Annotated in this window: 21 protein-coding genes; 4 read left to right on the top strand and 17 right to left on the bottom strand. The window is 65.8% G+C overall.

Annotated features, from left to right (window positions below):
* The 5 genes from J2X67_RS00285 to J2X67_RS00265 all read right to left on the bottom strand — a co-directional run bounded on the left by J2X67_RS00285 (position 1) and on the right by J2X67_RS00265 (position 4,279).
* Positions 1-492 (bottom strand): cupredoxin family protein, encoded by a 492-nt coding sequence (locus tag J2X67_RS00285; RefSeq protein ID WP_309949476.1) that lies wholly within the window; start codon positions 490-492, stop codon positions 1-3.
* Positions 493-512: 20 nt separating this feature from the next.
* Complete coding sequence (locus J2X67_RS00280; RefSeq protein WP_309949475.1) at positions 513-1,937, bottom strand: copper oxidase; 1,425 nt, start codon at positions 1,935-1,937, stop codon at positions 513-515.
* Between the two features lie 30 nt (positions 1,938-1,967).
* Positions 1,968-3,395, bottom strand: coding sequence for a TolC family protein (locus J2X67_RS00275; protein WP_309949474.1), 1,428 nt, complete (start codon positions 3,393-3,395; stop codon positions 1,968-1,970).
* Positions 3,392-3,736 carry a hypothetical protein gene (locus J2X67_RS00270; protein ID WP_309949473.1) on the bottom strand — a complete coding sequence of 115 codons (345 nt, stop codon included), beginning with the start codon at positions 3,734-3,736 and terminating at the stop codon, positions 3,392-3,394. The genes J2X67_RS00275 and J2X67_RS00270 overlap by 4 nt, the downstream gene beginning before the upstream one ends.
* 126 nt (positions 3,737-3,862) lie before the next feature.
* Positions 3,863-4,279, bottom strand: a complete 417-nt coding sequence (locus J2X67_RS00265; RefSeq protein WP_309949472.1) for a hypothetical protein — start codon at positions 4,277-4,279, stop codon at positions 3,863-3,865.
* Positions 4,280-4,552: 273 nt separating this feature from the next.
* Between J2X67_RS00265 and J2X67_RS00260 the strand changes: the two genes are divergently transcribed.
* Complete coding sequence (locus J2X67_RS00260; protein ID WP_409050450.1) at positions 4,553-5,287, top strand: M48 family metalloprotease; 735 nt, start codon at positions 4,553-4,555, stop codon at positions 5,285-5,287.
* A gap of 67 nt (positions 5,288-5,354) precedes the next feature.
* On the opposite strand, the gene J2X67_RS00255 is transcribed toward J2X67_RS00260, so the two are convergent.
* The 7 genes from J2X67_RS00255 to gabT form a co-directional block, all read right to left on the bottom strand.
* On the bottom strand, positions 5,355-6,833 hold the full coding sequence (locus J2X67_RS00255) for an NAD-dependent succinate-semialdehyde dehydrogenase (protein ID WP_309950802.1): 1,479 nt from the start codon (positions 6,831-6,833) through the stop codon (positions 5,355-5,357).
* A 144-nt stretch (positions 6,834-6,977) separates the two neighbouring features.
* Positions 6,978-7,934 carry an agmatinase gene (gene speB / locus J2X67_RS00250; RefSeq protein WP_309949469.1) on the bottom strand — a complete coding sequence of 319 codons (957 nt, stop codon included), beginning with the start codon at positions 7,932-7,934 and terminating at the stop codon, positions 6,978-6,980.
* 12 nt (positions 7,935-7,946) lie between these two features.
* A complete protein-coding gene (locus J2X67_RS00245) occupies positions 7,947-8,765 on the bottom strand; it encodes an ABC transporter permease (protein ID WP_309949467.1) in 819 nt (272 codons plus the stop codon).
* 22 nt (positions 8,766-8,787) lie between these two features.
* Positions 8,788-10,044: an ABC transporter permease gene (locus J2X67_RS00240; protein WP_309949466.1), complete on the bottom strand. Its 1,257-nt coding sequence runs from the start codon at positions 10,042-10,044 to the stop codon at positions 8,788-8,790.
* 27 nt (positions 10,045-10,071) lie between these two features.
* Positions 10,072-11,100: an ABC transporter substrate-binding protein gene (locus J2X67_RS00235; protein WP_309949464.1), complete on the bottom strand. Its 1,029-nt coding sequence runs from the start codon at positions 11,098-11,100 to the stop codon at positions 10,072-10,074.
* Positions 11,101-11,161: 61 nt separating this feature from the next.
* The gene (locus J2X67_RS00230) at positions 11,162-12,256 is read right to left on the bottom strand and encodes an ABC transporter ATP-binding protein (RefSeq protein WP_309949462.1); all 1,095 of its coding nucleotides are present in this window, start codon (positions 12,254-12,256) and stop codon (positions 11,162-11,164) included.
* A gap of 27 nt (positions 12,257-12,283) precedes the next feature.
* Positions 12,284-13,576 (bottom strand): 4-aminobutyrate--2-oxoglutarate transaminase, encoded by a 1,293-nt coding sequence (gene gabT / locus J2X67_RS00225; protein WP_309949460.1) that lies wholly within the window; start codon positions 13,574-13,576, stop codon positions 12,284-12,286.
* A 161-nt stretch (positions 13,577-13,737) separates the two neighbouring features.
* Here gabT and J2X67_RS00220 point away from each other — a divergent pair, with 161 nt between their 5' ends.
* Positions 13,738-15,150, top strand: a complete 1,413-nt coding sequence (locus tag J2X67_RS00220) for a PLP-dependent aminotransferase family protein (RefSeq protein ID WP_309949459.1) — start codon at positions 13,738-13,740, stop codon at positions 15,148-15,150.
* 22 nt (positions 15,151-15,172) lie between these two features.
* Here the strand turns inward: J2X67_RS00220 and J2X67_RS00215 are convergent, their stop codons facing one another.
* The 5 genes from J2X67_RS00215 to J2X67_RS00195 all read right to left on the bottom strand — a co-directional run bounded on the left by J2X67_RS00215 (position 15,173) and on the right by J2X67_RS00195 (position 20,138).
* Positions 15,173-16,153, bottom strand: a complete 981-nt coding sequence (locus J2X67_RS00215) for a tripartite tricarboxylate transporter substrate binding protein (protein WP_309949458.1) — start codon at positions 16,151-16,153, stop codon at positions 15,173-15,175.
* Between the two features lie 61 nt (positions 16,154-16,214).
* A complete protein-coding gene (locus tag J2X67_RS00210; RefSeq protein WP_309949456.1) occupies positions 16,215-17,183 on the bottom strand; it encodes a tripartite tricarboxylate transporter substrate binding protein in 969 nt (322 codons plus the stop codon).
* Positions 17,180-17,986 (bottom strand): citryl-CoA lyase, encoded by an 807-nt coding sequence (locus J2X67_RS00205; protein WP_309949454.1) that lies wholly within the window; start codon positions 17,984-17,986, stop codon positions 17,180-17,182. The genes J2X67_RS00210 and J2X67_RS00205 overlap by 4 nt, the downstream gene beginning before the upstream one ends.
* 12 nt (positions 17,987-17,998) lie before the next feature.
* Positions 17,999-18,925, bottom strand: coding sequence for a dioxygenase (locus tag J2X67_RS00200; RefSeq protein ID WP_309949452.1), 927 nt, complete (start codon positions 18,923-18,925; stop codon positions 17,999-18,001).
* 52 nt (positions 18,926-18,977) lie between these two features.
* Positions 18,978-20,138: a CoA transferase gene (locus J2X67_RS00195; RefSeq protein ID WP_309949451.1), complete on the bottom strand. Its 1,161-nt coding sequence runs from the start codon at positions 20,136-20,138 to the stop codon at positions 18,978-18,980.
* A gap of 126 nt (positions 20,139-20,264) precedes the next feature.
* Here J2X67_RS00195 and J2X67_RS00190 point away from each other — a divergent pair, with 126 nt between their 5' ends.
* Both J2X67_RS00190 and J2X67_RS00185 read left to right on the top strand, forming a co-directional pair.
* On the top strand, positions 20,265-21,164 hold the full coding sequence (locus J2X67_RS00190; protein WP_309949450.1) for a LysR substrate-binding domain-containing protein: 900 nt from the start codon (positions 20,265-20,267) through the stop codon (positions 21,162-21,164).
* 71 nt (positions 21,165-21,235) lie between these two features.
* Positions 21,236-22,138 (top strand): beta-1,6-N-acetylglucosaminyltransferase, encoded by a 903-nt coding sequence (locus J2X67_RS00185; RefSeq protein WP_309949449.1) that lies wholly within the window; start codon positions 21,236-21,238, stop codon positions 22,136-22,138.
* Positions 22,139-22,185 lie beyond the last annotated feature (47 nt).

The raw sequence follows: 22,185 nt of genomic DNA, 5'->3' as shown, positions 1-22,185 counted from the left end.
TTACCTGGCGGCCCTGGCAACCTCTACGGCGCCCTTCATGCCCGCGTCGTAGTGGCCCGGCTGCAAACAGCCGAAGTCGACCCTGCCGGCCTTCGTGAACTGCCAGACGATCTCGCCGGTCTTGCCTGCGGCCAGCGTCACCATGTTCGCATCGGCATGTTCCATCTCGGGGTTCTTCTTCATGGCTTCGTAGTGCTCCTTGAGCTCCTGCTCGGTTCCGAGCACGAGCTCATGCTTCAGCTGTCCGGAGTTCCTGACGATGAACCGGACCGTTTCGCCCTGCTTCACGGTGATGTCGGCCGGGGTGAAGCGCATCGAGTCGGCCATGTCGACGTTGATGGTGCGCGTAGCCTTGGCGGCAACGCCGGGATTGCCGATGGCTGCATCTGCATCGTGCCCGTGGCCCCCGGCATGGTTGCCGGCCGCCAAGGCGTCCGCGGCAGCCAGCACAGCGAAGGCTGAGAAAGCGATATTGCGAAGCGTGTGTTTCATGGTTTTCCTTTCAAGATGAATCAATGCCCTGCATGGCCGGAACTGGCCTTGCCGGGTTTACGGACCTGTACTTCGATGTTGCTGGCGGGCATGTTCTGCGCGGGCATGGCGGCCGCGCCAGCGCCGCGCCGGCGCGCAGGCTCGGGCGGCGGGCCATCCAGTTCATAGGCCACGGTGCCCTTGGGGTGCTTGAACCAGCCGGGGTTGCTGTAGTCGCCAGGCTTCTGGTTCTTGCGCACCTTCACCACGCTGAACATGCCGCCCATTTCGACAGAGCCGAACGGCCCCTGCCCGGTCATCATGGGCGCCGTGTTGTCCGGAATCGGCATCTCCATTTCGGCCATGTCGGCCATGCCGCGCTCGCCCATCACCATGTAGTCGGGCACAAGGTCTGTGATCTGCCTGGCCACGTCCTTGTGGTCCAGGCCGATCATCGTGGGCACGTCGTGGCCCATCGCGTTCATGGTGTGATGGCTCTTGTGGCAATGAAAGGCCCAGTCGCCCTCCTCGTCCGCAACAAACTCGATCTGCCGCATCTGGCCGACCGCCACGTCGGTGGTTACCTCGTATTGGCGCGTGCTCTTGGGGGTGGGGCCGCCGTCGGTGCCGGTGACGAGGAATTCGTGCCCGTGCAGGTGCATCGGGTGGTTGGTCATCGTCAGGTTGCCGATACGGATGCGCACCTTGTCGTTGAGCCTCACGTTGAGCGAGTCGATGCCCGGAAAGATGCGGCTGTTCCACGACCACAGGTTGAAGTCCAGCATCGTCATGATCCTGGGCGTGGCGCTGCCGGGCTCCACGTCGTAGGCATTCAGCAAGAACACGAAGTCGCGGTCGACCTTGTCGATCAGCGGATGCTCTGTCCTGGGGTGCGTCACCCAGAAGCCCATCATGCCCATGGCCATCTGCGTCATTTCGTCCGCATGCGGGTGGTACATGAAGGTGCCCGGGCGGCGCGCGACAAACTCGTAGACGAAGGTCTTGCCCGGGCGTATGGGCGGCTGCGTCAGGCCCGATACGCCGTCCATGCCGTTGGGCAGGCGCTGCCCGTGCCAATGCACGCTGGTGTGCTCGGGCAGCTTGTTGGTCACGAAGATTCGCACCCGGTCGCCTTCGACCACCTCGATGGTCGGCCCGGGCGACTGGCCGTTGTAGCCCCACAGGTTCGCCTTGAAGCCGGGCGCCATCTCGCGCACCACGGGCTCGGCGACCAGGTGAAACTCCTTCACGCCGTTGTTCATGCGCCATGGCAGGGTCCAGCCGTTGAGCGTGACCACGGGGTTGTAGGGCCGGCCGCCCGAAGGCGCGAGCGGCGGCATGGTGTCGGGCGTGGTGCGGATCACGGGCTCCGGCAATGCGGCCATTGCCACCTTGCTCACGCTCGCAGCGGCCAGGGCGCCGGTAATGGCGCCCGCGCCACCCAGAAAGTTGCGTCTGTTGGTCATGTCGTTCAATGGGTTGATGAGCGTGTGCGCTCAGTGAGAGGCGCTTGCAGCGGCGGCCCCGCTGCTCGAGCTGGCTGCGGCGTCGCCAACGGCCGTGGGCTTTCCAATCACCGAAGCCGCCAGGGCGGCATCGGCTAGCCAGAACTGCTGCTGGGCGTTGATGGCGCTGGTAACGCTGGCCACCTGGTCGCGTGCCTCGGCCAGCAGCTCGAAAACTCCGATGAGCATGCCGTTGTAGCGAAGCACGTTTTCGTCGGCCATCGCTTGACGCAGCGGAACGATCTCGTCGCGGTAGTGCCGCGCCATGTCGTAGGCCGTGCGATAGGCCGAGTAGCCCTCTCGCAATTGCGACGAGGCGTTTCGCACCGCGGCGTCGTAGCGGTTGGCCGCAGCCAATGACTGCGCATTCAAGGCATCGCGTCGGGCCGAGCCCCAGTCGAACAGCGGCAGCCGCATGTCGAGCTCGAACCCGCGCCGCGTGCTTCGGGTGCCTTCGGCGTTGTCGAAGACCGTGTCGCGCCGGCCGCCCACTTCCACGTCGACGAAGGTCGACAGCAGGTTGATACCCTGCGACTTGCCCGCCACGTCGAGCTGCGCACGCGCAAGCTGCACGTCGAGGCGTTGCTCGCCAGCGGTGGCGGCCACTTCCTTCGCCTCGCGCGGCGCCTTGGGCAAATCGGGCAGCCGCCCAGGGAGCGCCATCTTTGCGGCCTGCGCATCGTCGAGCCCCAGCGCGCGAACAAGCTCCTCGCGCGTGGCCGTGGCCGCGTGCTGCGCAGAAGCCCGCTGCGTGGTCGCATCGGCATAGAAGACCTGCTGGCGCGCGCGCTGCAGCTTGCTGAAGTTGCCGATCTGCTGCATGCGGCGCGCAAGCTCTGCGCTGGCCTGGGCCGAGCGGTTCACCTGCTCTGCGTACTGCAGCATCTGCTGCGCCGCCACGGCGCGCACCCATGCCTGCCTGACCTGCGTGACCTGGTCGACCACCGCACCGGTGAGCTGCAGCCTGGCCTGGCTGGCCTGGCTACGGGAGATCGACAGGCGCTGCGGCAGCAGGATGAGATCGACCAGTCCGAACGAGAGCAGCCGCCCCAGCTCGAGCTCGCTGTTCAGGCGCATGCGCTCGAAGGTGAAAACCGGGTTGGGCAACCGGCTCGACTGGTTGGCCGCGGCGATGTCGCCCCAGCTCTGCGCGACCAGCGCCTGCACCGAAGGGCTGTTGGCCAGCGCAAGCTGCACCGCATCGGTTTGCGAAAGCGGCTTGGACAGCAACTCCTGCGCGAGCGCCGAGCGGCGGTCCCGCTGTTCTTGCGTGCGGCTGAGTTCGAGCTTGCCGCCGGTGAACTGCCGGGCATCAGAGTTCGTCTGCTCCAGCGCATCGTCGATGCCGACCGAAGCGCAGCCCGCCAGCAACGCGGTCGCGAATGCAGCACCAGTCAGCCGCAACAAGGCGCGCTTCATGGCTGCTGCTCCTTCTTCGGGGGCATGGGCATCGTGTGGCCCTGGTGCGCGGCAGGCGCATCCGGCCGGCCTTTGGCGGTTTCGGCCTTGCCGGTGCCGCTACCTGCCGCCTCCTTGGCGTAGGCCCGCCAACCGCCACGCTGGTGCACGGTCTCGTTGGCCTCTTTCCACGGAATGGGCTTTTCGTCAGTAAAGGAACGGTAGCCCTCCAGCGCCGACTTGTATGTCAGGACAGTGGGCGCCGCAGCGGGCGCTGCCTCCGGCGCGGGCTGCGCCATGGCGGCAAGCGCGGCCACGGCAGGAATTACAGCCAGCCAACGGGCCGGCAATGGGTGGAACATGGAGTCCTCGCAACTTGTTGGTCATGAACGGAGTGCGCCAAAGCGGCCCGAAAAGGCGCGGCGCAGCGATGCATGGGCGTTCGCAGCCGCCCGTGAGCAAGTCACGGACGAGCAGGCACGAACGCGTCAGGAGCGAGGAGGTTTGTCGAGAACGCGAGGCGCGAGCGTGGCCATCGCGAAAGGTGGCTCCGCCAGGTCTGCGCGAGGCAGCCCGTGGAGCACCGGAAATTCAAGCGTGCCGATCAGTGCGGTGCCGTGGCAGGCGCCGCAGGTACCGCAAGTGCTGCACTTGTGCATTGCGTCAGGCTCGGCGCTGGCGGTCTTGCCGGCGCCACTATCTGCGGATTGCTTTGCTTCGCCCTCGGCTTTGGCATGGCGATGGTCCGCGTGCCCGTCAGCATGCGAGTGCTCGGCCGCGGCCGTTGCAGCCGCGGGCGTACCGCCATGGTCCGGTCCGCAAAAGACCATGGCAACCGCTGCGTAACCCTGGAAGGGCACGGCGATCATCATGATCCAAAGAACGAGCAGGCGGACCCGGTACATGCGGGCATTGTAGTGGTCGATACAACACCAACAAGCCCGGTGCGGGCTTCGGTTCGCGGGCCGTCCAACGAAAGAATTACACGAAGCGATCCGGCAAAAAAGCAATGGCTTGAAGCGCTTTTGCTCACCTATGATGGCGCCCGCTGCCGCGCAGCGCGCCGATGCAATGTCAGGCGATGCAGCGCGGCCAGCTTGATGCACTGACTTTTAATATTCATAAGAAGGGGAGCTCCAATGCACCATCTCAAACTACCAATCGCCGTTTCCGTCATCATGGCTGCCGCCCTCGCGGGTTGCGGAGCCATGAAGGGTGGAGACACCGGCGCCCTCGCGCAAGTCGGCGGCTCTGCCTACAAGGCCATGTCGCTGACCGACGCGGACATTGCAACGATGTCCGACCAGTCCTGCGCCGCAATGGACCAGAAGAACGAAGTCGCACCCGCCAACAGCCGCTACACCACGCGTCTGAACCAGGTGGTGCGCGCCATGCCCAACAGCGTGAACGGCAAGACGGCCAACTACAAGGTCTACCTGACCAAGGATGTGAACGCCTGGGCCATGGCCAACGGCTGCATCCGCGTGTACAGCGGCCTGATGGACCTGATGAACGACGACGAGCTGCGCGGCGTCATCGGCCACGAAATCGGCCACGTGGCACTGGGCCATTCGAAGGCGCGCATGCAAACCGCCTACGCAGCCTCGGCCGTTCGCGGCCTTGCCAGCGCAGCCGGCGGCGTCGTGGGCCAACTGTCGCAATCGCAAGCCGGTGACCTGGGCGAGAAGTTCATCAACGCCCAGTTCTCGCAATCGCAAGAGAGCGCGGCCGACAACTACTCGTTCGACCTGCTCACGGAACGCAAGCTGGAGCGCAAGGGCCTGGTGAGCAGCTTCCAGAAGCTGGCTGCACTCAGCAGCGGCAGTTCGGGCAGCTCGATCCTGAGCTCGCACCCGCCGTCGAGCGAACGCGCTGCCGCAATGCAGAAGCGCCTCGACACCAAGGCCAAGTAAAGGCCCGCCTTCCGACCGGCGCGCGCGGCCTGCGCGTTGCCGGTCGCGAAGGTTTTCTTCTCGTCTGCTACTTCTGGATGTCGCCCAGGCAGAGATACTTGATCTCGACGTAGTCGTCCATGCCATGGTGCGAACCCTCGCGCCCAAGGCCCGACTGCTTCACCCCGCCGAAGGGCACATGCTCGGTGGCGATCACGCCGGCATTGATGCCGACCATGCCGTACTCCAGCGCCTCCGCCACGCGAAAAATGCGCCCCACGTCGCGCGTATAGAAGTAGCTCGCCAGGCCAAACTCGGTGTTGTTGGCTGCGTCGATGGCCTCCTGCTCGGTCTTGAAGCGGAACACCGGCGCAAACGGACCGAATGTTTCTTCCTTCGCGCACAGCATGTCCGCCGTAGCTTCGGCGATGACCGTCGGCTCGAAGAACTGGCCCTGGATCTTGTGGCCGCCGGCCAGCAGCTTGCCGCCCTTGGCAACCGCGTCGTCGACGTGCCGCTGCACTTTTTCAACAGCCGCATCTTCGATGAGCGGCCCCTGCACCACGCCCACGTCAAAGCCGTTGCCCACCTTCAGCGCCTTGACCTTGGCTGCAAACTTCTCGACAAAGCTGTCGTAGATGCCGTCTTGCACATACAGCCGGTTCGCGCATACGCAGGTCTGGCCCGCGTTGCGATACTTGCTGGCCATCGCACCCTCGACAGCCGAATCGACATCGGCATCGTCGAACACCAAGAACGGCGCATTGCCGCCAAGCTCGAGCGAGAGCTTCTTCACGGTGGGCGCGCACTGGCTCATGAGAATGCGGCCCACCTCGGTGGAACCGGTGAAACTCAGGTGCCGCACGACGTCGCTCTCGCACAGTTCCTTGCCAACGGCAATGCTGTTCTGGCTGTCGGCAGTAAGCACGTTGAGCACGCCCGCCGGAATGCCCGCGCGCACGGCCAATTCAGCCGCGGCCAGCGCGGTAAGCGGCGTGAGCTCCGCCGGCTTGATGACAACCGTGCAACCCGCGGCCAACGCCGGCGCCACCTTGCGCGTGATCATGGCCAGCGGAAAATTCCATGGCGTGATGGCGGCGCACACGCCGATGGCCTGCTTCATCACCAGCAAGCGCCGGTTGTTGTCGAACTGCGGCAGCACCTCTCCGTTGACGCGCTTGGCTTCCTCGGCAAACCACTCGATGAAGCTGGCGCCGTAGGCAACCTCTCCCTTGGCCTCTGCAAAAGGCTTGCCCTGCTCCGCGGTCATGAGGCGCCCCAGGTCTTCGGTGTTGGCAACCAGCAGGTCGAACCATTTGCGCAGCACGACGCTGCGCTCCTTGCCGGTCTTGCCGCGCCAGCCAGCAAGCGCCTTGTTGGCCGCGGCAATGGCTTGGGCAGCGTCCGCCCGCGTGAGGTTGGCAACGTCGACCAGCTTCTGACCGGTGGCCGGGTCGTTCACATCGAAACGGCTCTTGCTTCGAATCCATTCGCCGGCGATCAGCGCGTCTGTCTTCAGGAGGGTCGGGTCATTCAGCAATGCGAGGGGAGATGTGTTCATGTCGATGGTCTCGAGTTTTATGGCGATTCTGTTTAAGTGAGAAGGTTGTTGGGGACGCTGCTGTTCTCCAGAGCGGCGCACCAGCAGCGTGCCGAAGTGCACCCGGTGGCCTGTGCACCCGCCCTGAAAAACAACGACCCGAAAGACAACTCACCGATAAGGCACCCCAGGCAGCACACACAACATCTCGTAAAGAAGATTAGCCCCCAACAGCGCAGTATTCCCGCTGACGTCGTAAGGCGGGCTCACCTCTACCAGATCGGCCCCAACCACGTTCAACCCCCGGCACCCGCGCACGATCTCCAGTGCCTGCGGCACCGTGAGCCCGCCAATCTCCGGCGTGCCCGTACCGCCGGCAAACGAAGGATCGATGCCGTCGATGTCGAAGCTGATGTAGACCGGGTGCGTCGGCCCGACGCGCTCGCGCACCTGCGCCATGAGCGGGGCCAGCGATTGGTACCAGACCTCGTGCGCCTGCACCACGGTAAAGCCCTGCTGGCGCGGCCAGTCGAAATCGTCGGCCGCATAGCCGGTGCCGCGAAGGCCTATTTGCCAGACCTTGTCGCAGGCCAGCAGCCCTTCTTCTACCGCGCGTCTGAACGGCGTGCCGTGCGCGATACGCTCGCCGAACATCTCGTCGTTGACGTCGGCATGCGCATCCACATGCACCAGCGCGACCGGACCGTGCTTGCGCGCGACCGCACGCAGGATGGGCAGCGCAATGGTGTGGTCGCCGCCGAGCGTGAGCGGCGCGCAACCGGCCGCCAGCACCGAGTCGTAGAAGGCCGAGACGATGTCGACCGACTTTTCGAGCGAATAGGTGTTGATGGGCACGTCGCCCAGGTCGGCCACATTCAGCTTGTCGAATGGCGCCGCGCCTGTGGCCATGTTGTAGGGCCGCAGCAGCGCCGATTCGGCGCGGATCTGGCGCGGTCCGAAGCGTGCGCCCGGCCGGTTGGAGGTGCCGATGTCGAGCGGCACGCCGATGAACGCCGCATCGAGCCCCTCTGCCGACATTGCCGGCGGCAGTCGCATCATCGTGCCCGGCCCCGCAAAGCGCGGCATGCTGTTGCCGCCGAGCGGCTGGTTGGGTGCTGCTTCGGTCATGGGAGCCTGGCCTCAGCGCTGCCGGCCGCGCAGCCATTCGAGCGCGAGCAGCAGCGTGGTGGTGAAGATGATCAGCAGCGTTGCAACCGCCGCAATCGTCGGCGAGATGTTCTCGCGGATGCCGGTGAACATCTGGCGCGGCAACGTCACCTGGTCCGGCCCCGCAAGAAACAGCGTAACCACCACCTCATCGAACGAAGTGGCAAAGGCAAACAGCGCGCCCGAAATCACACCCGGCGCAATCACCGGCAGCGTGATGCGCATGAAAGTCCTGAAAGGCGTTTCGCCCAAGCTCAGCGATGCGCGCACCAGGTTGTGGTTGAAGCCCGCCAGCGTGGCAAGCACGGTGGTCAGCACAAACGGCGCGCCAAGTGCCGCATGCACCACGATCAGCCCGAAGTAGGTGTCGGCCAGCCCGATGGGCGCGAAGTAAAGGTACGCGGCCACGCCCACCACCACGATGGGCACCACCATCGGCGAGATCAGCACGCTCATGAGCAGGCCCTTGAACGCGAAGTTGGTCCGCGACAGGCCCACTGCCGCCAGGGTTCCGAGCACGGTCGCCAGGGCCGTGGCAGCGGGCGCCACGATGAAGCTGTTGCGCGCCGCGCGTGCCCACTCGGGCGATTCGAACAGGTTGCGGTACCACTGCAGCGACCAGCCGCGGATCGGATAGGCCAGGAACGAACTGTCCGAAAAAGACAGCGGAATCACGACCAGGATGGGCGCCAGCAGAAAAGCCAGCACGGCGACACAGCCGGCGCGCACCAGCCACCAGCCGAGCTTGTCGGCAAAGGTGGCGTAGGCCGGAAATTGAGGAAGCTTGAACATGCGTGTGTGTCCTTCGTGCCGTTCAGCCAAGGCTCAGCTCGGCCTTGCCGATGCGGCGGTACACGGCATACAGCACCAGCGTGGCAATGAGCAGCACGGCCCCCAGTGCACATGCCATGCCCCAGTTGATTTCCACATTGGTGTAGCGAGCGATGTAGTAGCTCAGCATCTGGTCGTCCGCGCCGCCGAGCAGCGCCGGAGTTACGTAATAGCCGATGGCCAGGATGAAGACCAGCAGCGCACCTGCGCCTATGCCGGGATAGGTCTGCGGTACATACACGCGAAAGAACGCCGCCAGTGGAGAGCTGCCCAGCGACACCGCCGCGCGCAGGTAGGTGGGCGGCACGCTCTTCATTACGCTGTAGAGCGGCAAGATCATGAACGGCAGCAGGATGTGCACCATGGCGATGATCACGCCGGTGCGGTTGAACAGCAACGCCAGCGGATGGTCGATCAGGCCGATGCCCATGAGGCCGCGGTTCACCAGGCCTTCGGATTGCAGCAGCACGATCCACGCCGCCACCCGCACCAGGATGGATGTCCAGAACGGCACCAGCACCAGGATCATCAGCACATTGGCCTTGCGCGCGGGCAAGGTCGACAGCCACCACGCCAGCGGATAGGCCAGCAGCAGGCAGAAAAGCGTAACCACGGCGCTGATATGAAAGGTGCGCAGAAGAATGTTGGCGAAGGCGCGCTGGTCGTCGGGCATGCGCTCTACCTCGCCTGCCACATTGCGCCGCAGGTCGAGCGAGGCCAGCAGGTAGTCGGGCGTCCAGCGCGAGCCGTTCTTTGCAATGGCCTGCCAATACGGCGCCTCGCCCCAGCGCGGATCGAGCTCCAGCATGCGCGCCTTGACCTCTTCGGGCGTGCCGGCAATCGGCAGCGCCCTGAAGGTGCTCATTACCAGCGAGCGGGCGCCGGCAATTTCAGTATTGAGGCGGCGCGCCAGGGCGCCCGCATCGGAGCTGTCGGGCAACTGCCCCAGGTCGGCCGCCATGGCGGCGTAGGCCGCGGGCGCGGGCGCCTCCTTGCGGTTCCATCCGTCGAGCGCACGCACGGTGCGCGGCAGCGCGTTGGCCACTTCGGGGTTCTCGACTGCGCGCTGCAACAGCGCGACGATAGGCACCAGCAGCGTCAGCAGCAGGAACACCAGGAGCGGCGCCGTGAGCGCAAAGGCCCGCCACTTGCGGCGCGCCTCGGCGCGGGCCAGCGCACGCCGCAGCGAAACGGGCGGCGCCTCCGCCGGAACCAGGGGGACAGTCGTTGCCGCGTGCATGGCCTCTTTCGTTCGCTCGCCTGGCGGTTACTGGGTGGCCCAGGATGCGAAGCGCTTCTCGAGCGCCTCGCCCTGGTCGGCCCAGAAGGCGACATTGAACTGCAGCGCATCCTTCGCGTTGTTGGCCGAGGTGGGCAGGTCGGCCAGCACCTTGGGGCTGAGCGAAGCCAGTGCCTTGGTGTTGGTGGGGCCGTAGGCGATGTTCTGCGCATAGACCGACTGGTTGGCCGGCTGCATCGCAAACTGGATGTATTTCAGCGAGGCTTCCTTGTTGGGTGCACCCTTCGGAATCACCAGGTAGTCCAGGTCGTAGATGCCACCCGGCCAGAAGATCTTGAGGTCGCGGCCCTCGCGGTTGGCAGCGTCGATGCGGCCGTTGTACACGGTGGTGAGCACCACGTCGCCGGCCACCAGGAACTGCGGCGGCTGGGCGCCAGCTTCCCACCACTGGATGTTCGGCTTCAGTTCGCCGAGCTTCTTGAATGCGCGGTCCGCACCGTCCTTGGTGGCCAGCACCTTGTACACGTCGGCCGGCTTCACGCCGTCGGCCATGAGCGCGAACTCGAGGTTGTAGCGCGCACCCTTGCGCATGCCGCGCTTGCCCGGGATCTTCTTCACGTCCCAGAAGTCGGCCCAGCTGGTGGGCGCGGTCTTGAGCTTTTCGCCGTTGTAGGCCATGACGGTCGACCACACGAAGAGGCCCACGCCGCAGTCGGTGACCGCAGCCGGAAGAAAGTCGGCCTTGTTGCCGATCTTCGAGTAGTCGAGCTTTTCGAACAGGCCTTCGTCGCAGCCGCGCGCCGCATCGGGCGATTCGACTTCGACCACGTCCCAGGTGACCTTCTTGGTTTCGACCATGGCCTTGATCTTGGCCTGCTCGCCGTTGTATTCGACCGGAATGATCTTGGTGCCGGCCTTCTCGTAGGGCTCGTAGTACGCCTTCTTTTGTGCGTTGGCGTTGGCGCCACCGAAGTTGACGACGGTGAGCTGCTGCTGGGCAAGCGCCGGCAGCGCGAAGCTGGCAACGACGGTGCAGGCGAGGAGTGTCTTTTTCATGGTGGTTTTGGTCCTGGGTGATGAACGGGAGCGAGAAACGGAACGGGATTCGGAGCGCACGTCAGAGTGCATACATGCGCGCATGCGCAACCGGAAATTCGAGCGACACCGACTCGCCGCCTTGCGGTGCGGCCACGCCGTTGAGGCCGGTGAGCGGCAGCTTCACTGTGGCTTCGGCCTGCCCGCCGCCCACGTTGCAGAGCAGCCGCAGGTGGTCGCCAAAGTAGATGACGCGCGCCACCTCGGCCTGCAGCATGTTGGGGCCCGACACCTCGCTGTTGCGGTGCAGCACCACGCGCTCGGGGCGAATGCACGTCTCCACGGCACTGCCGGCAGCGGCTGCGCCCACGTTGAGGCCGCTCAGCACGCGGCCGTCTGGCAGCGTCATTTCGGCGTGTTCGCCGGCGCGGCTCAGTTGCCCCTTGAGCACCGTGTTGTCGCCGACGAAGCCGGCCACGAAACGGTTGGAGGGCTTTTCATACAGCCGGTCGACCGTGTCCAGCTGCTGGATGACGCCTTCGTTGAACACCGCGACGCGGTCGCTCATGGTGAGCGCCTCGCTCTGGTCGTGCGTCACATAGACGAAGGTCACGCCCAGTTGGCGGTGCAGGTCTTTCAGCTCGATCTGCATGTGCTCGCGCAGCTGCTTGTCGAGCGCGCCCAGCGGCTCGTCCATCAACACCAGCTGCGGTTCGAACACCAGCGCGCGCGCCAGCGCCACGCGCTGCTGCTGGCCGCCCGAAAGCTGGCCCGGGAGCCGGTCGGTCATGCCGCGCAGCTGCACCATGTCGAGCGCGCGCTGCACGCGGCGCTGCTGCTCGTCTTTCGGCACTTTGCGCACGGTGAGCGGATAGGCCACGTTCTGCCCCACGCTCAGGTGCGGAAAGAGCGCGTAGTTCTGGAACACCATGCCGAAGTGCCGCTTGTGCGGCGGCGTGCCTGTAATCGGCTTGCCATTCAGCAGGATTTCACCGGAGGTCGGCGACTCGAAACCCGCCAGCATCATCAGCGTGGTGGTCTTGCCCGAGCCCGACGGGCCGAGCAGGCTCAGGAACTCGCCGCGGTGAATGTCCAGGTCGAGCTGGCGCACCACGAGGTGCTCGCCATCGTAGGTTTTCTGAACGCGCTGGAAACGCACCAGGGGTTCTGCTGTCATGGAGGTGTTCAAGAGAAAAGGGACCGATCAGCGCAGTGCGGCAAAGCTGTCCGCGAGAAGCGACAGGCCTTCGTCCACAAGCAAGTCGGATGCCGTCAACGGCACCAGCACGCGAATTACATTGCCGTAGGTGCCGCATGACAGCAGGATTAACCCGCGCCGCGCCGCTTCGGCCACCACCCGGCGGGTGAGCGCCGCGTCGGGGCGCGCGGTATCGCCCTCTTCGAACAGCTCGATGGCCACCATCGCGCCAAGGCCCCGCACGTCGCCGATGGCCGGCACCTCGGCCGCCATGCGGCGCAAAGCCGCAGTGAGCCGTTCGCCCAGCGCCCTGCTGCGCGCCAGCAGTTGCTCGTCGTCGAACACCTTGAGCACCGCCAGCGCCGCGGCGCAGCCGATGGGGCTGCCAGCGTAGGTGCCGCCCAGCCCGCCGGGAGCGGGCGCGTCCATGACCTCGGCGCGGCCCACCACGCCGGAAATAGGAAAGCCGCCCGCCATCGACTTGGCGGTGGTGATCAGGTCGGGCGCCACGGGCCACTGCTCGCTGGCAAACCAGGTGCCGGTGCGGCCGGCACCGGTCTGCACTTCGTCGGCAATGACCAGGATGCCGTGGCGGTCTGCCAGCGCGCGCAGGCCTTCGACAAAGTCGTTTGGCGCAACGTAGAAGCCGCCCTCCCCCTGCACCGGCTCCAGGATGAAAGCCGCCACGCGCTCGGGCTCGATGTCGTTCTTGAACAGCAGCTCGACCGAATGCAGGGCGTCGTCCACGCTCACGCCGTGCAGCGCGTTCGGGTAAAGCGCATGGAACACCTCGCCCGGAAACGGCCCGAAGCCCACCTTGTAGGGCGCCACCTTGCCGGTGAGGCCCAGCGTCATCATCGTGCGGCCGTGGTAGCCGCCGGTAAAGGCGATGACACCTGGCCGCCTGGTATAGGCGCGGGCGATCTTCACCGCGTTCTCGACCGCCTCGGCGCCCGTGCTCAGGAAGATCGACTTCTTCGCAAACCGGCCCGGCGCCAGCGCGTTCAGCCGCTCGGCCAACTCTACATAGGGTTCGTAGGCCAGCACCTGGAAGCAGGTGTGCGAATACAGGTCGACCTGCGCCTTGACCGCCGCGCTGATTTCCGGGTGGCAGTGGCCGGTGTTGAGCACCGCAATGCCGCCCGCAAAGTCGATGTAGCGGCGCCCTTCGACGTCCCAGACCTCGGCGTTGGCCGCCCGGCTGACGAAGATTTCATGGGCCTGGCCAACGCCGCGGGCCACGGCCGCGCCGCGGCGGGCCATGAGGGCGGCATTGGTGAGATGGGGTTCGCGCTGCATGGATACGACCTGTGCCTGAAAGAAGATGCTGGCACTTTAGGTTTCGCATCCGGGCCTGACCATGTACACCCCGGGCCGCGGATCGGCGGACTGTGCTGGTCTTGTATCCTGTACATACTTTCCTCAATATGGTGCAGATTCGGCCTGCCGGGCCCCCTCCGATGCTCATTCTTCATCCCGAACAGCCGACTCCGCTCGTGAGTCAGATCGTGGAAGGGCTTCGCGGGCTGATCGGCGCCCAGAAACTCAAGGCGGACAGCAAGCTGCCGTCGATCCGCGCCTTTGCCGCGACCCATGGCGTGAGCGTTTTCACGGTGGTCGAGGCCTACGACCGGCTGGTGGCGCAGGGGCTATTGGTGTCGCGCGCCAATGCGGGCTTCTTCGTCAAGCGGCGAAGCGACGACAACCCCGCCGGCAGCGGAGCCGCCGCCGCCCAGCCCGACCCGCGCTTCGATGCGCGCTGGTACTTGCGGCAGATATTCGAAAACCGCAACCTGCCGCTCAAGCCGGGCTGCGGATGGCTGCCGCACGACTGGCTGTTCGAGGACGGCATGCGCCGCAGCCTGCGGAGCCTCGCGGCCGGCGGCACGGACATCGGCGGCTACGGCCTGCCGTTCGGCCACATGGCGCTGCGCATGGCGGTGGCCGATTCGCTGTGCGAAAGGCAGATTGCGGTCGAGGCAGGCCAGGTGCTGCTCACCCAGGGCTCCAGCCAGGCGCTCGACCTGGTGGCGCGCCAGCTGCTGAAACCGGGCGACGAAGTGCTGGTGGACGACCCCGGCTATCCCAACCTGATGTTCATGCTGCGCTTTTTGGGGGTGAACATCATCGGCGTGCCGCGCACGCCCACCGGCTACGACCTGCCCGCGCTGGAGGCGCTGCTGGCGCTGCACCGGCCCAAGGCCTTCTTCACGCAGCCGCGGCTGCAAAGCCCCACCTGCTCGCTCGCATCGATGCCGCAGCTGGTGCGGCTGCTGCAGCTTGCGCAAGAGCACCAGTTCGTGCTGGTCGAGAACGACATCTACGCCGACATGGACGCCTCGTCGCGGCCATCGCTCGCAAGCCTGAGCCAATTGCGCCAGGTGGTGTACGTCGGGAGTTTCTCCAAGACGATTTCGCCGAACCTGCGGGTCGGCTACGTGGTGGCGCAGCCCGAGCTGATGGAAGACCTGGCCCAGCTGAAGATGGTCTCGGGGCTTACTTCTTCGGACATCACCGAGCGGCTGGTCTTCGGCGCCGTGACCGATGGGCGCTGGCGCAAGCACCTGAAGTCGCTGCGCGAGCGGCTGGCCGAGGCGCATTCGAACGTAGCCAGGCGGCTCGAAGCCCAGGGCTTCGAGATTTTTCACGAGCCCGCCGCGGGCTTGTACCTGTGGGCGCGCCACCCCGACCTGACCGATACCGCCGAGTTGTCGAGGCTGGCGGCAGCGGAAGGAATCATGCTCGGCCCGGGACAGCTGTTTCTGGTGAGCCCCCGCCCCTCCGGCTGGCTGCGCTTCAACGTGGCGTTCAGCGAGGACGAGCGGATCTGGCGCTTTCTGGCGCGCAGCATCGAAGAGCGCAAGGTCGATTGAGCCGCGCCGGCGGCCGGCTGCTTCAATCCACCCGGATGTTGCGGGCCTTCACTACCCGGCTGTAGATCTCGGCGTCGCGGCGCACCATGGCGCTCATCTCGCCGCGCGTGACACCCAGCGGTTCGCTGTTGAGCTCCTTGATGCGCTTGGCCAGGTCGGGGTCCTTGCTGGCTTCGACGAACACCGCGTTGAAGCGGTTGAGCACTGCGGCTGGCGTGGCAGCGGGCGCCCAGATGCCGTGCCACGACATCATCGAAAAACCGGGCATGACTTCCGACAACGTGGGCACGTCGGGCAAGGCCGGATGGCGCGTGGGGCCCGAGTACGCCAGGGCCTGCACACGGCCGCTGCTTATGAGCGGATAGCCCGTGGCAATGGGCTCCATCAGCGTATCGACCTGCCCGCCGACCAGGTCTGCGATGGGGCTGGCCCGGTAAGGCACGTGCAGCATGTTGATGCCCACCTCGTCCTTCAGCGACTCGACGATCAGCTGCGACGGGCTGCCCGCGCCATATGAGGCATGCGAGTAGGTGCCCGGCTTCTCCTTGGCGGCGGCCACCAGTTCCTTGATGGTCTTGGCCGGAAACTTGGAGTTGGCGATGAGCACAAGGCCCTGGCGCATCGTCGTTGCAACCGGCACCAGGTCCTTGTCGGGGTCGAACGGGAGCTTGCTGTAGATGTACGGGTTGATGGTGAACGCCGTCGAGAGGTTGTAGAGAAAGGTGTAGCCGTCAGGCGGCGCCTTGGCGACCGTGTCCGACGCAAGGTTGCCGGCCGTGCCCGGCTTGTTGTCGATGAGCACGGGCACGCCGAGCTTGCGGCTTGCGTACTCGCCGTACAGGCGCGCAAAGATGTCGGGCGGCGTGCCGGGCGCAAAGCCCACCACGATCCTGATCGGCTTGCTCGGCCATTCAGGTGCCTGGGCACCTGCAAGGCCAGAAGCCACGCTGCCGGCAATGCCCAGCACCAGGCCGAGCATCTTCTTGAGGGTTGTCGAACGCATTCTTTGTCTCCTTGGGCAACGGCGTGCCCGTGTTTTGGTAATTTCGCTTCTTGTCTTTTCTTCAATCGACCTGTGCGCCCGAACGGCGCACGGCCTCGCCCCACTTCGCGATCTCGGCCGTGCCGAAGACCGCCATCTCCGCCGCGTTCATCGCCATGGGCTCGATGCCCTGCACTGCCAGCTTGTCGCGCACCGCAGGTTGGGCGAGCACGGCCTGCGTTGCTTCGCGCAGCCGGTCGCGTTGCGCAGCAGGCATGTCGGCTGGCGCATACAACATGAACCACGCGACCAGGTCGAAGTCGGGTATGCCCTGCTCGGTGAGCGTGGGCACATCGGGCGCCGCCGTGCTCCGCCTGGCGCTCGAAGCGCCGAGGGCGCGCAGCTTGCCGGCGCGCACCTGCGGCAGCACCGCAGCCGGGTGATAGAACATGAACTGCACGTTGCCCGCCATCACCTCGGTGAGCGCCTGTGCGCCGTCGCGGTAAGGCACGTGCACGAAGTCCTTGCCCAGCCGCAGGTTGAGCAGCTCGCCGGCAAGGTGCCCCGAGGTACCGTTGCCGGCCGATGCAAAGCTCACCGACTTGCCGCTGGCCTGCCGCATGTCCGCCACCGTCTTCCAGGGCGCCGCAGCCGGCACCACCAGCAGCGTGGGCGTTGCGCCCACAAAGCCCAGCGGCACGAAGTCGCGCTGCGGCTGGTAGGAGAGCCGCTTGTAGAGCGAGGCGTTGATGGCGTGCGTGCCCACGGTGCCCAGCAGCACGGTGTGCCCGTCAGCACCCGAACGGGCCACCAGCTCGCTGCCGATGGCGCCGCCCGCACCGGGCCTGTTGTCGACGATGACCACCTGCGACAGCTGGCGCCCCAGCGCCTCGGCCAGCACGCGACCCACGATGTCGGTAGACGTGCCGGCTGCAAAGGGCACGACCAGCTTGAGTGGCCGGGCGTCGCCGGCCTGCTGCGCCCATGCGCCCGTTTGCGAAAGCAGCGTGGCGGCAAGCGTTGCCGCGGCCAGGACTGCGCGGCGCTTCATGCCGGTTTTCCGAAGCCCGCGGGCACGGTGCCGTTGTACTGGAGCTCGCGCGTGGCCTGGTAGGACAGCGCAAAGCCGCTCGGCGTTTCGGCTTCTTCCGCCAGGTGCGCAATGAGCCCCGCCGTGCGCGCAAGAATCGGCACGCCCCGCAGCGACGCCACCGGAAAGCCCACACCCAGCAGTACCGCCGGAATGGCCGCGGAAACGTTCATGCGCAGGTCCTTGCCGACGATGCCCGGAATCACCTCTTCGAGCGCTTGCGCAATGCGCACGTAGCGCAGGTCAGCCCCCGCCTGCGTGGCCACTTCGACCAGCCGGTCGACGCGCGGATCGCGCTCCTTGTGCAGCGGGTGGCCGTAGCCCGGAATGGCAGCGCGAGCGGTCTTCAGCTCGGTAATGGCTGCCGTGGCCGCATCGGCCAGCGCGGCACCCGCATCCACGCGCGCCGCCACGTCCATGAACAGGCGGCCGGCGGTTTCGGAGGCGCCGAGAATCACCGAACCGCAGCCGAGAATGCCCGCCGCGACCGCACCCTGCAGCGCGTCGGGCGCCGCCGCAAAGGTCATGCGGCTGGCTTGCACGCTGGGCACCAGGCCGTGTTCTGCAATGGCGACCAGCGTGGCGTTGAGCACGGCGCTGCACGCCGCATCGGGGCGGCGCCCGGTGAGCAGCAGAAAGAAATAGTCGGCAAACGAGAGGTGCCCGATCAGCTCCTGGCACAGGTCCTGGCCGCGCACGACGATGGTGTGCTCGTCCGAGGTGCAGATGACGGTGCTCGGTACGGTCGACTTTCCGATCTTCATGGGTAGCTTCTTTCAGGCGTGTTGAGGTTCGAGGCGAAAGTCGTAGTGCGCGGACCAGTACGGCGTTTCCAGGCTCTTGCCGTCGGGCGCGCGCCCTGCGGGGTGCGACTCGAAATCGACGATCAGGCTGGGCCGCACGCCAAACACCGCATCGGATTCGATGTACGGGCTGCCCGCCACGAACAGGTGCGTGGTCACCGGCACATGGCCTGGCGCCGAAACCATCATGTGGATGTGCCCGGGGCGGTTCGGGTGGCGGCCCATCGCATCGAGCATGCGGCCCACAGGGCCATCCACCGGAATCGGATAGAAGGTCGGGCGGATCGACCAGAACCAGTAGCGGCCCTCGTGGTCGGTGCGGATGCGCCCGCGCGCGGCCATGGCGGCGCCTTCGATCTGCATGTCGTACACGCCCTCGCCGTCGCCCGACCAGATGTCGAGCAGCGCACCCTGCAGCGGCTGGCCATGGGTATCGGTCACGCGGCCGCTGTAGAAGGTCGGCTCGCCGCGCGCGCCCTGTGCCACGTCGGCGCCCAGCGGAAGATCGGGTGCGCCCTCCCAGTAGAAGGGGCCCTGCACCGTGGCGTGCGTGGCCTCGCCCAGCTCTGTGGATTCAGTAGCTTCGGTTGCTCCGCCGCCCGCGCGGCTGCGCTTGCCGGCGGCGGCGCGCAGCTGGTCGAGCATGACCACCATCATCGAGGCGCCCAGCGTGTCCGACAGCAGGATGAACTCCTGCCGCCTGTCGGTGCAGGTCTGGCCCACGGCCGTCAGAAACTCGATGCCCTTCATCCACTCGTCGGGCTTCAGGTCGACCTCGCGGATGAAGGCGTGCAGGTGGGTGATGAGCGACTGCATGATCTCTGCAAAGCGCGCATCGCCGGCGCCTTCGAGGCGCTGCAGCACGGCCTGCGTCAGCTCGCTTTCGTTCGATGGGGTCATGTTCTTTTGTCTCCTGGCTCTGTTTTGATTCAATGGCTGTGTCGAGAGAGATTCAGCTTGCGCCCGACGGCTGCCCCAGGCGCTTGCGAATCGGATCGACGATGGATGCGTTGTCGGCACCGAGCGTGGGGGGCGCCGTCACTTCCAGTGCGCGTTCGCCGTCAAAGCTCACGGGTGACCGGATGGTGTGCCATTCACCGCCCTCCGGATGCGGCGCGCTCACCTGCAGTTGCAGATGCCGCGCCTGCGGGTCTTCCATGGCTTCGCGGGTGTCGTACATGGGGGCGTGCGGCACGTCTTCCGCCTCGAGCCGGGCGCACCAGGTGGCACGCGGCTGCTGGCGAAACAGCTCGCCGAGCAGCGTGATCAGGTCTTCCTGGTGGGCGATGCGTGCCTCGCGCGAGGCAAAGCGCGGGTCGGCAAAAAGCTGCGGCCGCTCGATGGCGTTGGCCAGGCCCTGCCAGAACTTTTCGGGCGACGACATGTGCAGCGCAATCCACAGGCCGTCCGCGCACTCGAGCACATAGGACTGCGACACGCTCGGCCGGCTGAACGGGCCCATCACTTCGCTCTCTGAAAAGTAGTGCGTGAACGCATCGAGGTTGAAGTGGCACATGGCCTCGAGCATCGACACTTCCACCGAGCGCCCGCGGCCGGTGCGGCCCCGTTCGACCAGTGCGCCGAGCACGCCATAGGCGGCGTAGAAGCCAGTCATGGCGTCGGCGAGCGCGGGGCCCACCACGCGCGGATTGGCCGGGTTGACCAGCAGCTTGAGAAAAGCGCTTGCGGCCTGCGCCACGGTGTCGTAGGCGGGCCGGCCGGCGGCGGGGCCTGTTTGCCCAAAGCCGCTGATGGCGCAGTACACCAGCCGCGGGTTGAGCTCGCGCAGCCGTGCTTCGCCGGCACCCAGCCGGTCGGCCGCACCCGGGCGGAAATTCTGGATGTAGACGTCCGCGTCCTTGACCAGCTCGTCGAAAACCGCCGCGTCTTCAGGCAGCTTGGGGTTGAGCGTAATGCTGCGCTTGTTGCGGTTGTAGGTCTGGAAGTGAGGGCTGTAGAGCCCGCCGCGAAAAGCGCGAAATGGATCGCCCGCGCCGGGCTGCTCGATCTTCACCACCTCGGCACCCAGGTCTGCGAGAAACATGCCCGCGGCCGGCCCGGTAATGAACGTGCCTTGTTCCAGCACCTTGATGCCGCTGAGGACTTTTTGCACCGGGGCGTCTCCTGATCGTTGTTTGTAAGGGCTGGAAGAAACTGTAGGCGTCGCCGGCCGTTCCAGAAAATGATTGTTTTTCATCGTTAGCATCGACACCATCGATCATCGGGACCAGGAACCGCCATGGAACTCAGGCACCTGCGCTACTTCATCGCCCTTTCAGGCTCGCTCAACTTCACCCGTGCGGCCGAGCGCCTGCACGTGACGCAGTCGACGCTGTCGCACCAGATCAAGCAGCTCGAAGAAGAAATCGGCCAGCCGCTGTTCGACCGCATCGGCAAGCGCGTGAGCCTGACCGAAGCGGGCGACGAGTTTCTGCACTACTGCACCAAGGCCCTGCACGAGATCGACCTGGGCCTGGGCGCACTGCGCCAGAGCAGCTCCGAGGTGGCGGGCGAATTGCGCGTGGGCTCCACGCACACATTCAACCTGGGCTTCATTCCCGATTGCATTGCAAGCTTTCACGGAAAGCATCCGCGCGTGAAAGTGGTGGTCGAAGAACTCTCGGCCGACCAGATTGCGGCGCGGCTGCAGCACGGCACGCTCGACCTGGGCATTGCCTACCGGCCCAATGCGCCCGGGCCGTTGCAGTTCGAGCCCCTCTACAACGAGGAGATGGTGCTGGTGGTGGCCGGCAAGCACCCCCTGGCACGGCGCAAGCGCGTGCGCATGGTCGAACTGCATCGCCTGCCGATGGTGCTGCTGCCGGGCAGCTTTGCCACGCGCCAGATGCTTGACGAATGCTTTCGCTCCTGCGGCGCCGAGCCGCACGTCGTGGCCGAAATCAACACGCTCGCGCCCATGATGGACCTCGTTGCCAAGACGCAGCTTGCCTCGATCATGGCCGCGAATGTGGTGACTGCCCAGTCGGGGCTCGTTGTCGTGCGGCTCGAAAGCCCCACGCCGGTGCGCACGCCCGGCATGCTGTGGTCGCCGGTGGCGCGCGATGCCGCGGCCACGCGTGCGTTCTCGACCATTGTGCGCAAGCTGGCATTGCGAAGCAGCCTGCAGGGTACCCACTAGCCGGGCGCACTAGTGCCCGGGGCATTCTTCTTGCATGATCGAAAGGCCCCCAACACAGAGCACACCGTGACATGAGCCCGGTATTCCTATTGCTTGTCCACGCAGACCCACAGCAGGTAAAGCGCCTGCTGCAGCGGCTCGTTTCCGTTGGCCGCTGCATTGTCCATGTCGATGCAAAGGCGAACCTTTCGGCGTTCCGCATAGAGGACTCGCGCGTGAGCTACCTGCAAGACCGCGTCGACGTGCGCTGGGGCGCCATCTCGCAGGTCGAGGCCACCCTGAAGCTCATGCGTGCTGCACTTGCTGCATGCGACACATCGCAGGTGAGCCATTTCGTGCTGCTCTCCGGCAACTGCTACCCGGTGCGTCCGCTGGAAGAGTTTGGCGCCTATTCGCGCTCGCATGCGGGCATGAACTTCCTCAAGATGATTCCCCTGGCAAGCACGCGCAAGCTGCACGAGCGCGTTCGCCATTTCTGGTTCTATCAAGACCTGCCGGTCGATGGGCGCAAGTTCACGCTCGCAAGGCTGGCGCGCGGCCTGCTGCAGCTCGCGGGCAAGCTCGGCCGCCGGTCGTTTGCGCCTATTCCGCAGTGGCACTTCGGCTCCCAATGGTGGGCACTGACACCCGAAGCCGTGGGGTACCTCGTCTCCCATCCGCTTGAAGGGCCGGCGAAGCGCTTTCTGAGGTTTTCAAAAGCGCCGGACGAAATCTACTTTCACACGCTGCTTGCACACTCTCCGCTGCGGCACAGCGTGAAGCGCGTCAGCGGCTCTGGCGTGTGGGACGCGGCCAACCTCCACCTGATCGATCCTTCGCTGTCGCGATGGTTCGAGGCGGCAGACTACGAAGAGATCGTCGCGTCCGACAGGTGGTTCGTGCGCAAGGTGGGCAGTGGCATATCGGGCGACCTGTGCGACAGGCTGGACAAGATCGACGAGCTGGCTGTGCAAGAAAACCGGAAGACCGCGTAGCGCCGGCCACGCCCGACCGATCGGTTGCGCATTCCGCTCGATTTCTT

Source organism: Variovorax sp. 3319 (genome assembly GCF_031456585.1).
Lineage (GTDB): Bacteria > Pseudomonadota > Gammaproteobacteria > Burkholderiales > Burkholderiaceae_C > Variovorax > Variovorax paradoxus_P.
The sequence above is the reverse complement of the archived record's forward strand: the minus strand, read 5'-3'. Positions and strand labels throughout refer to the sequence as shown.

Bases quoted from the DNA above. Each gene is read 5' to 3' on its own strand.
- J2X67_RS00285 (WP_309949476.1), bottom strand. From the start codon at position 492: ATGAAACACACGCTTCGCAATATCGCTTTCTCAGCCTTCGCTGTGCTG.
- J2X67_RS00280 (WP_309949475.1), bottom strand. From the start codon at position 1,937: ATGACCAACAGACGCAACTTTCTGGGTGGCGCGGGCGCCATTACCGGC.
- J2X67_RS00275 (WP_309949474.1), bottom strand. From the start codon at position 3,395: ATGAAGCGCGCCTTGTTGCGGCTGACTGGTGCTGCATTCGCGACCGCG.
- J2X67_RS00270 (WP_309949473.1), bottom strand. From the start codon at position 3,736: ATGTTCCACCCATTGCCGGCCCGTTGGCTGGCTGTAATTCCTGCCGTG.
- J2X67_RS00265 (WP_309949472.1), bottom strand. From the start codon at position 4,279: ATGTACCGGGTCCGCCTGCTCGTTCTTTGGATCATGATGATCGCCGTG.
- J2X67_RS00260 (WP_409050450.1), top strand. From the start codon at position 4,553: ATGGCTGCCGCCCTCGCGGGTTGCGGAGCCATGAAGGGTGGAGACACC.
- speB (WP_309949469.1), bottom strand. From the start codon at position 7,934: ATGACCGAAGCAGCACCCAACCAGCCGCTCGGCGGCAACAGCATGCCG.
- J2X67_RS00245 (WP_309949467.1), bottom strand. From the start codon at position 8,765: ATGTTCAAGCTTCCTCAATTTCCGGCCTACGCCACCTTTGCCGACAAG.
- J2X67_RS00240 (WP_309949466.1), bottom strand. From the start codon at position 10,044: ATGCACGCGGCAACGACTGTCCCCCTGGTTCCGGCGGAGGCGCCGCCC.
- J2X67_RS00235 (WP_309949464.1), bottom strand. From the start codon at position 11,100: ATGAAAAAGACACTCCTCGCCTGCACCGTCGTTGCCAGCTTCGCGCTG.
- J2X67_RS00230 (WP_309949462.1), bottom strand. From the start codon at position 12,256: ATGACAGCAGAACCCCTGGTGCGTTTCCAGCGCGTTCAGAAAACCTAC.
- gabT (WP_309949460.1), bottom strand. From the start codon at position 13,576: ATGCAGCGCGAACCCCATCTCACCAATGCCGCCCTCATGGCCCGCCGC.
- J2X67_RS00220 (WP_309949459.1), top strand. From the start codon at position 13,738: ATGCTCATTCTTCATCCCGAACAGCCGACTCCGCTCGTGAGTCAGATC.
- J2X67_RS00215 (WP_309949458.1), bottom strand. From the start codon at position 16,153: ATGCGTTCGACAACCCTCAAGAAGATGCTCGGCCTGGTGCTGGGCATT.
- J2X67_RS00210 (WP_309949456.1), bottom strand. From the start codon at position 17,183: ATGAAGCGCCGCGCAGTCCTGGCCGCGGCAACGCTTGCCGCCACGCTG.
- J2X67_RS00205 (WP_309949454.1), bottom strand. From the start codon at position 17,986: ATGAAGATCGGAAAGTCGACCGTACCGAGCACCGTCATCTGCACCTCG.
- J2X67_RS00200 (WP_309949452.1), bottom strand. From the start codon at position 18,925: ATGACCCCATCGAACGAAAGCGAGCTGACGCAGGCCGTGCTGCAGCGC.
- J2X67_RS00190 (WP_309949450.1), top strand. From the start codon at position 20,265: ATGGAACTCAGGCACCTGCGCTACTTCATCGCCCTTTCAGGCTCGCTC.
- J2X67_RS00185 (WP_309949449.1), top strand. From the start codon at position 21,236: ATGAGCCCGGTATTCCTATTGCTTGTCCACGCAGACCCACAGCAGGTA.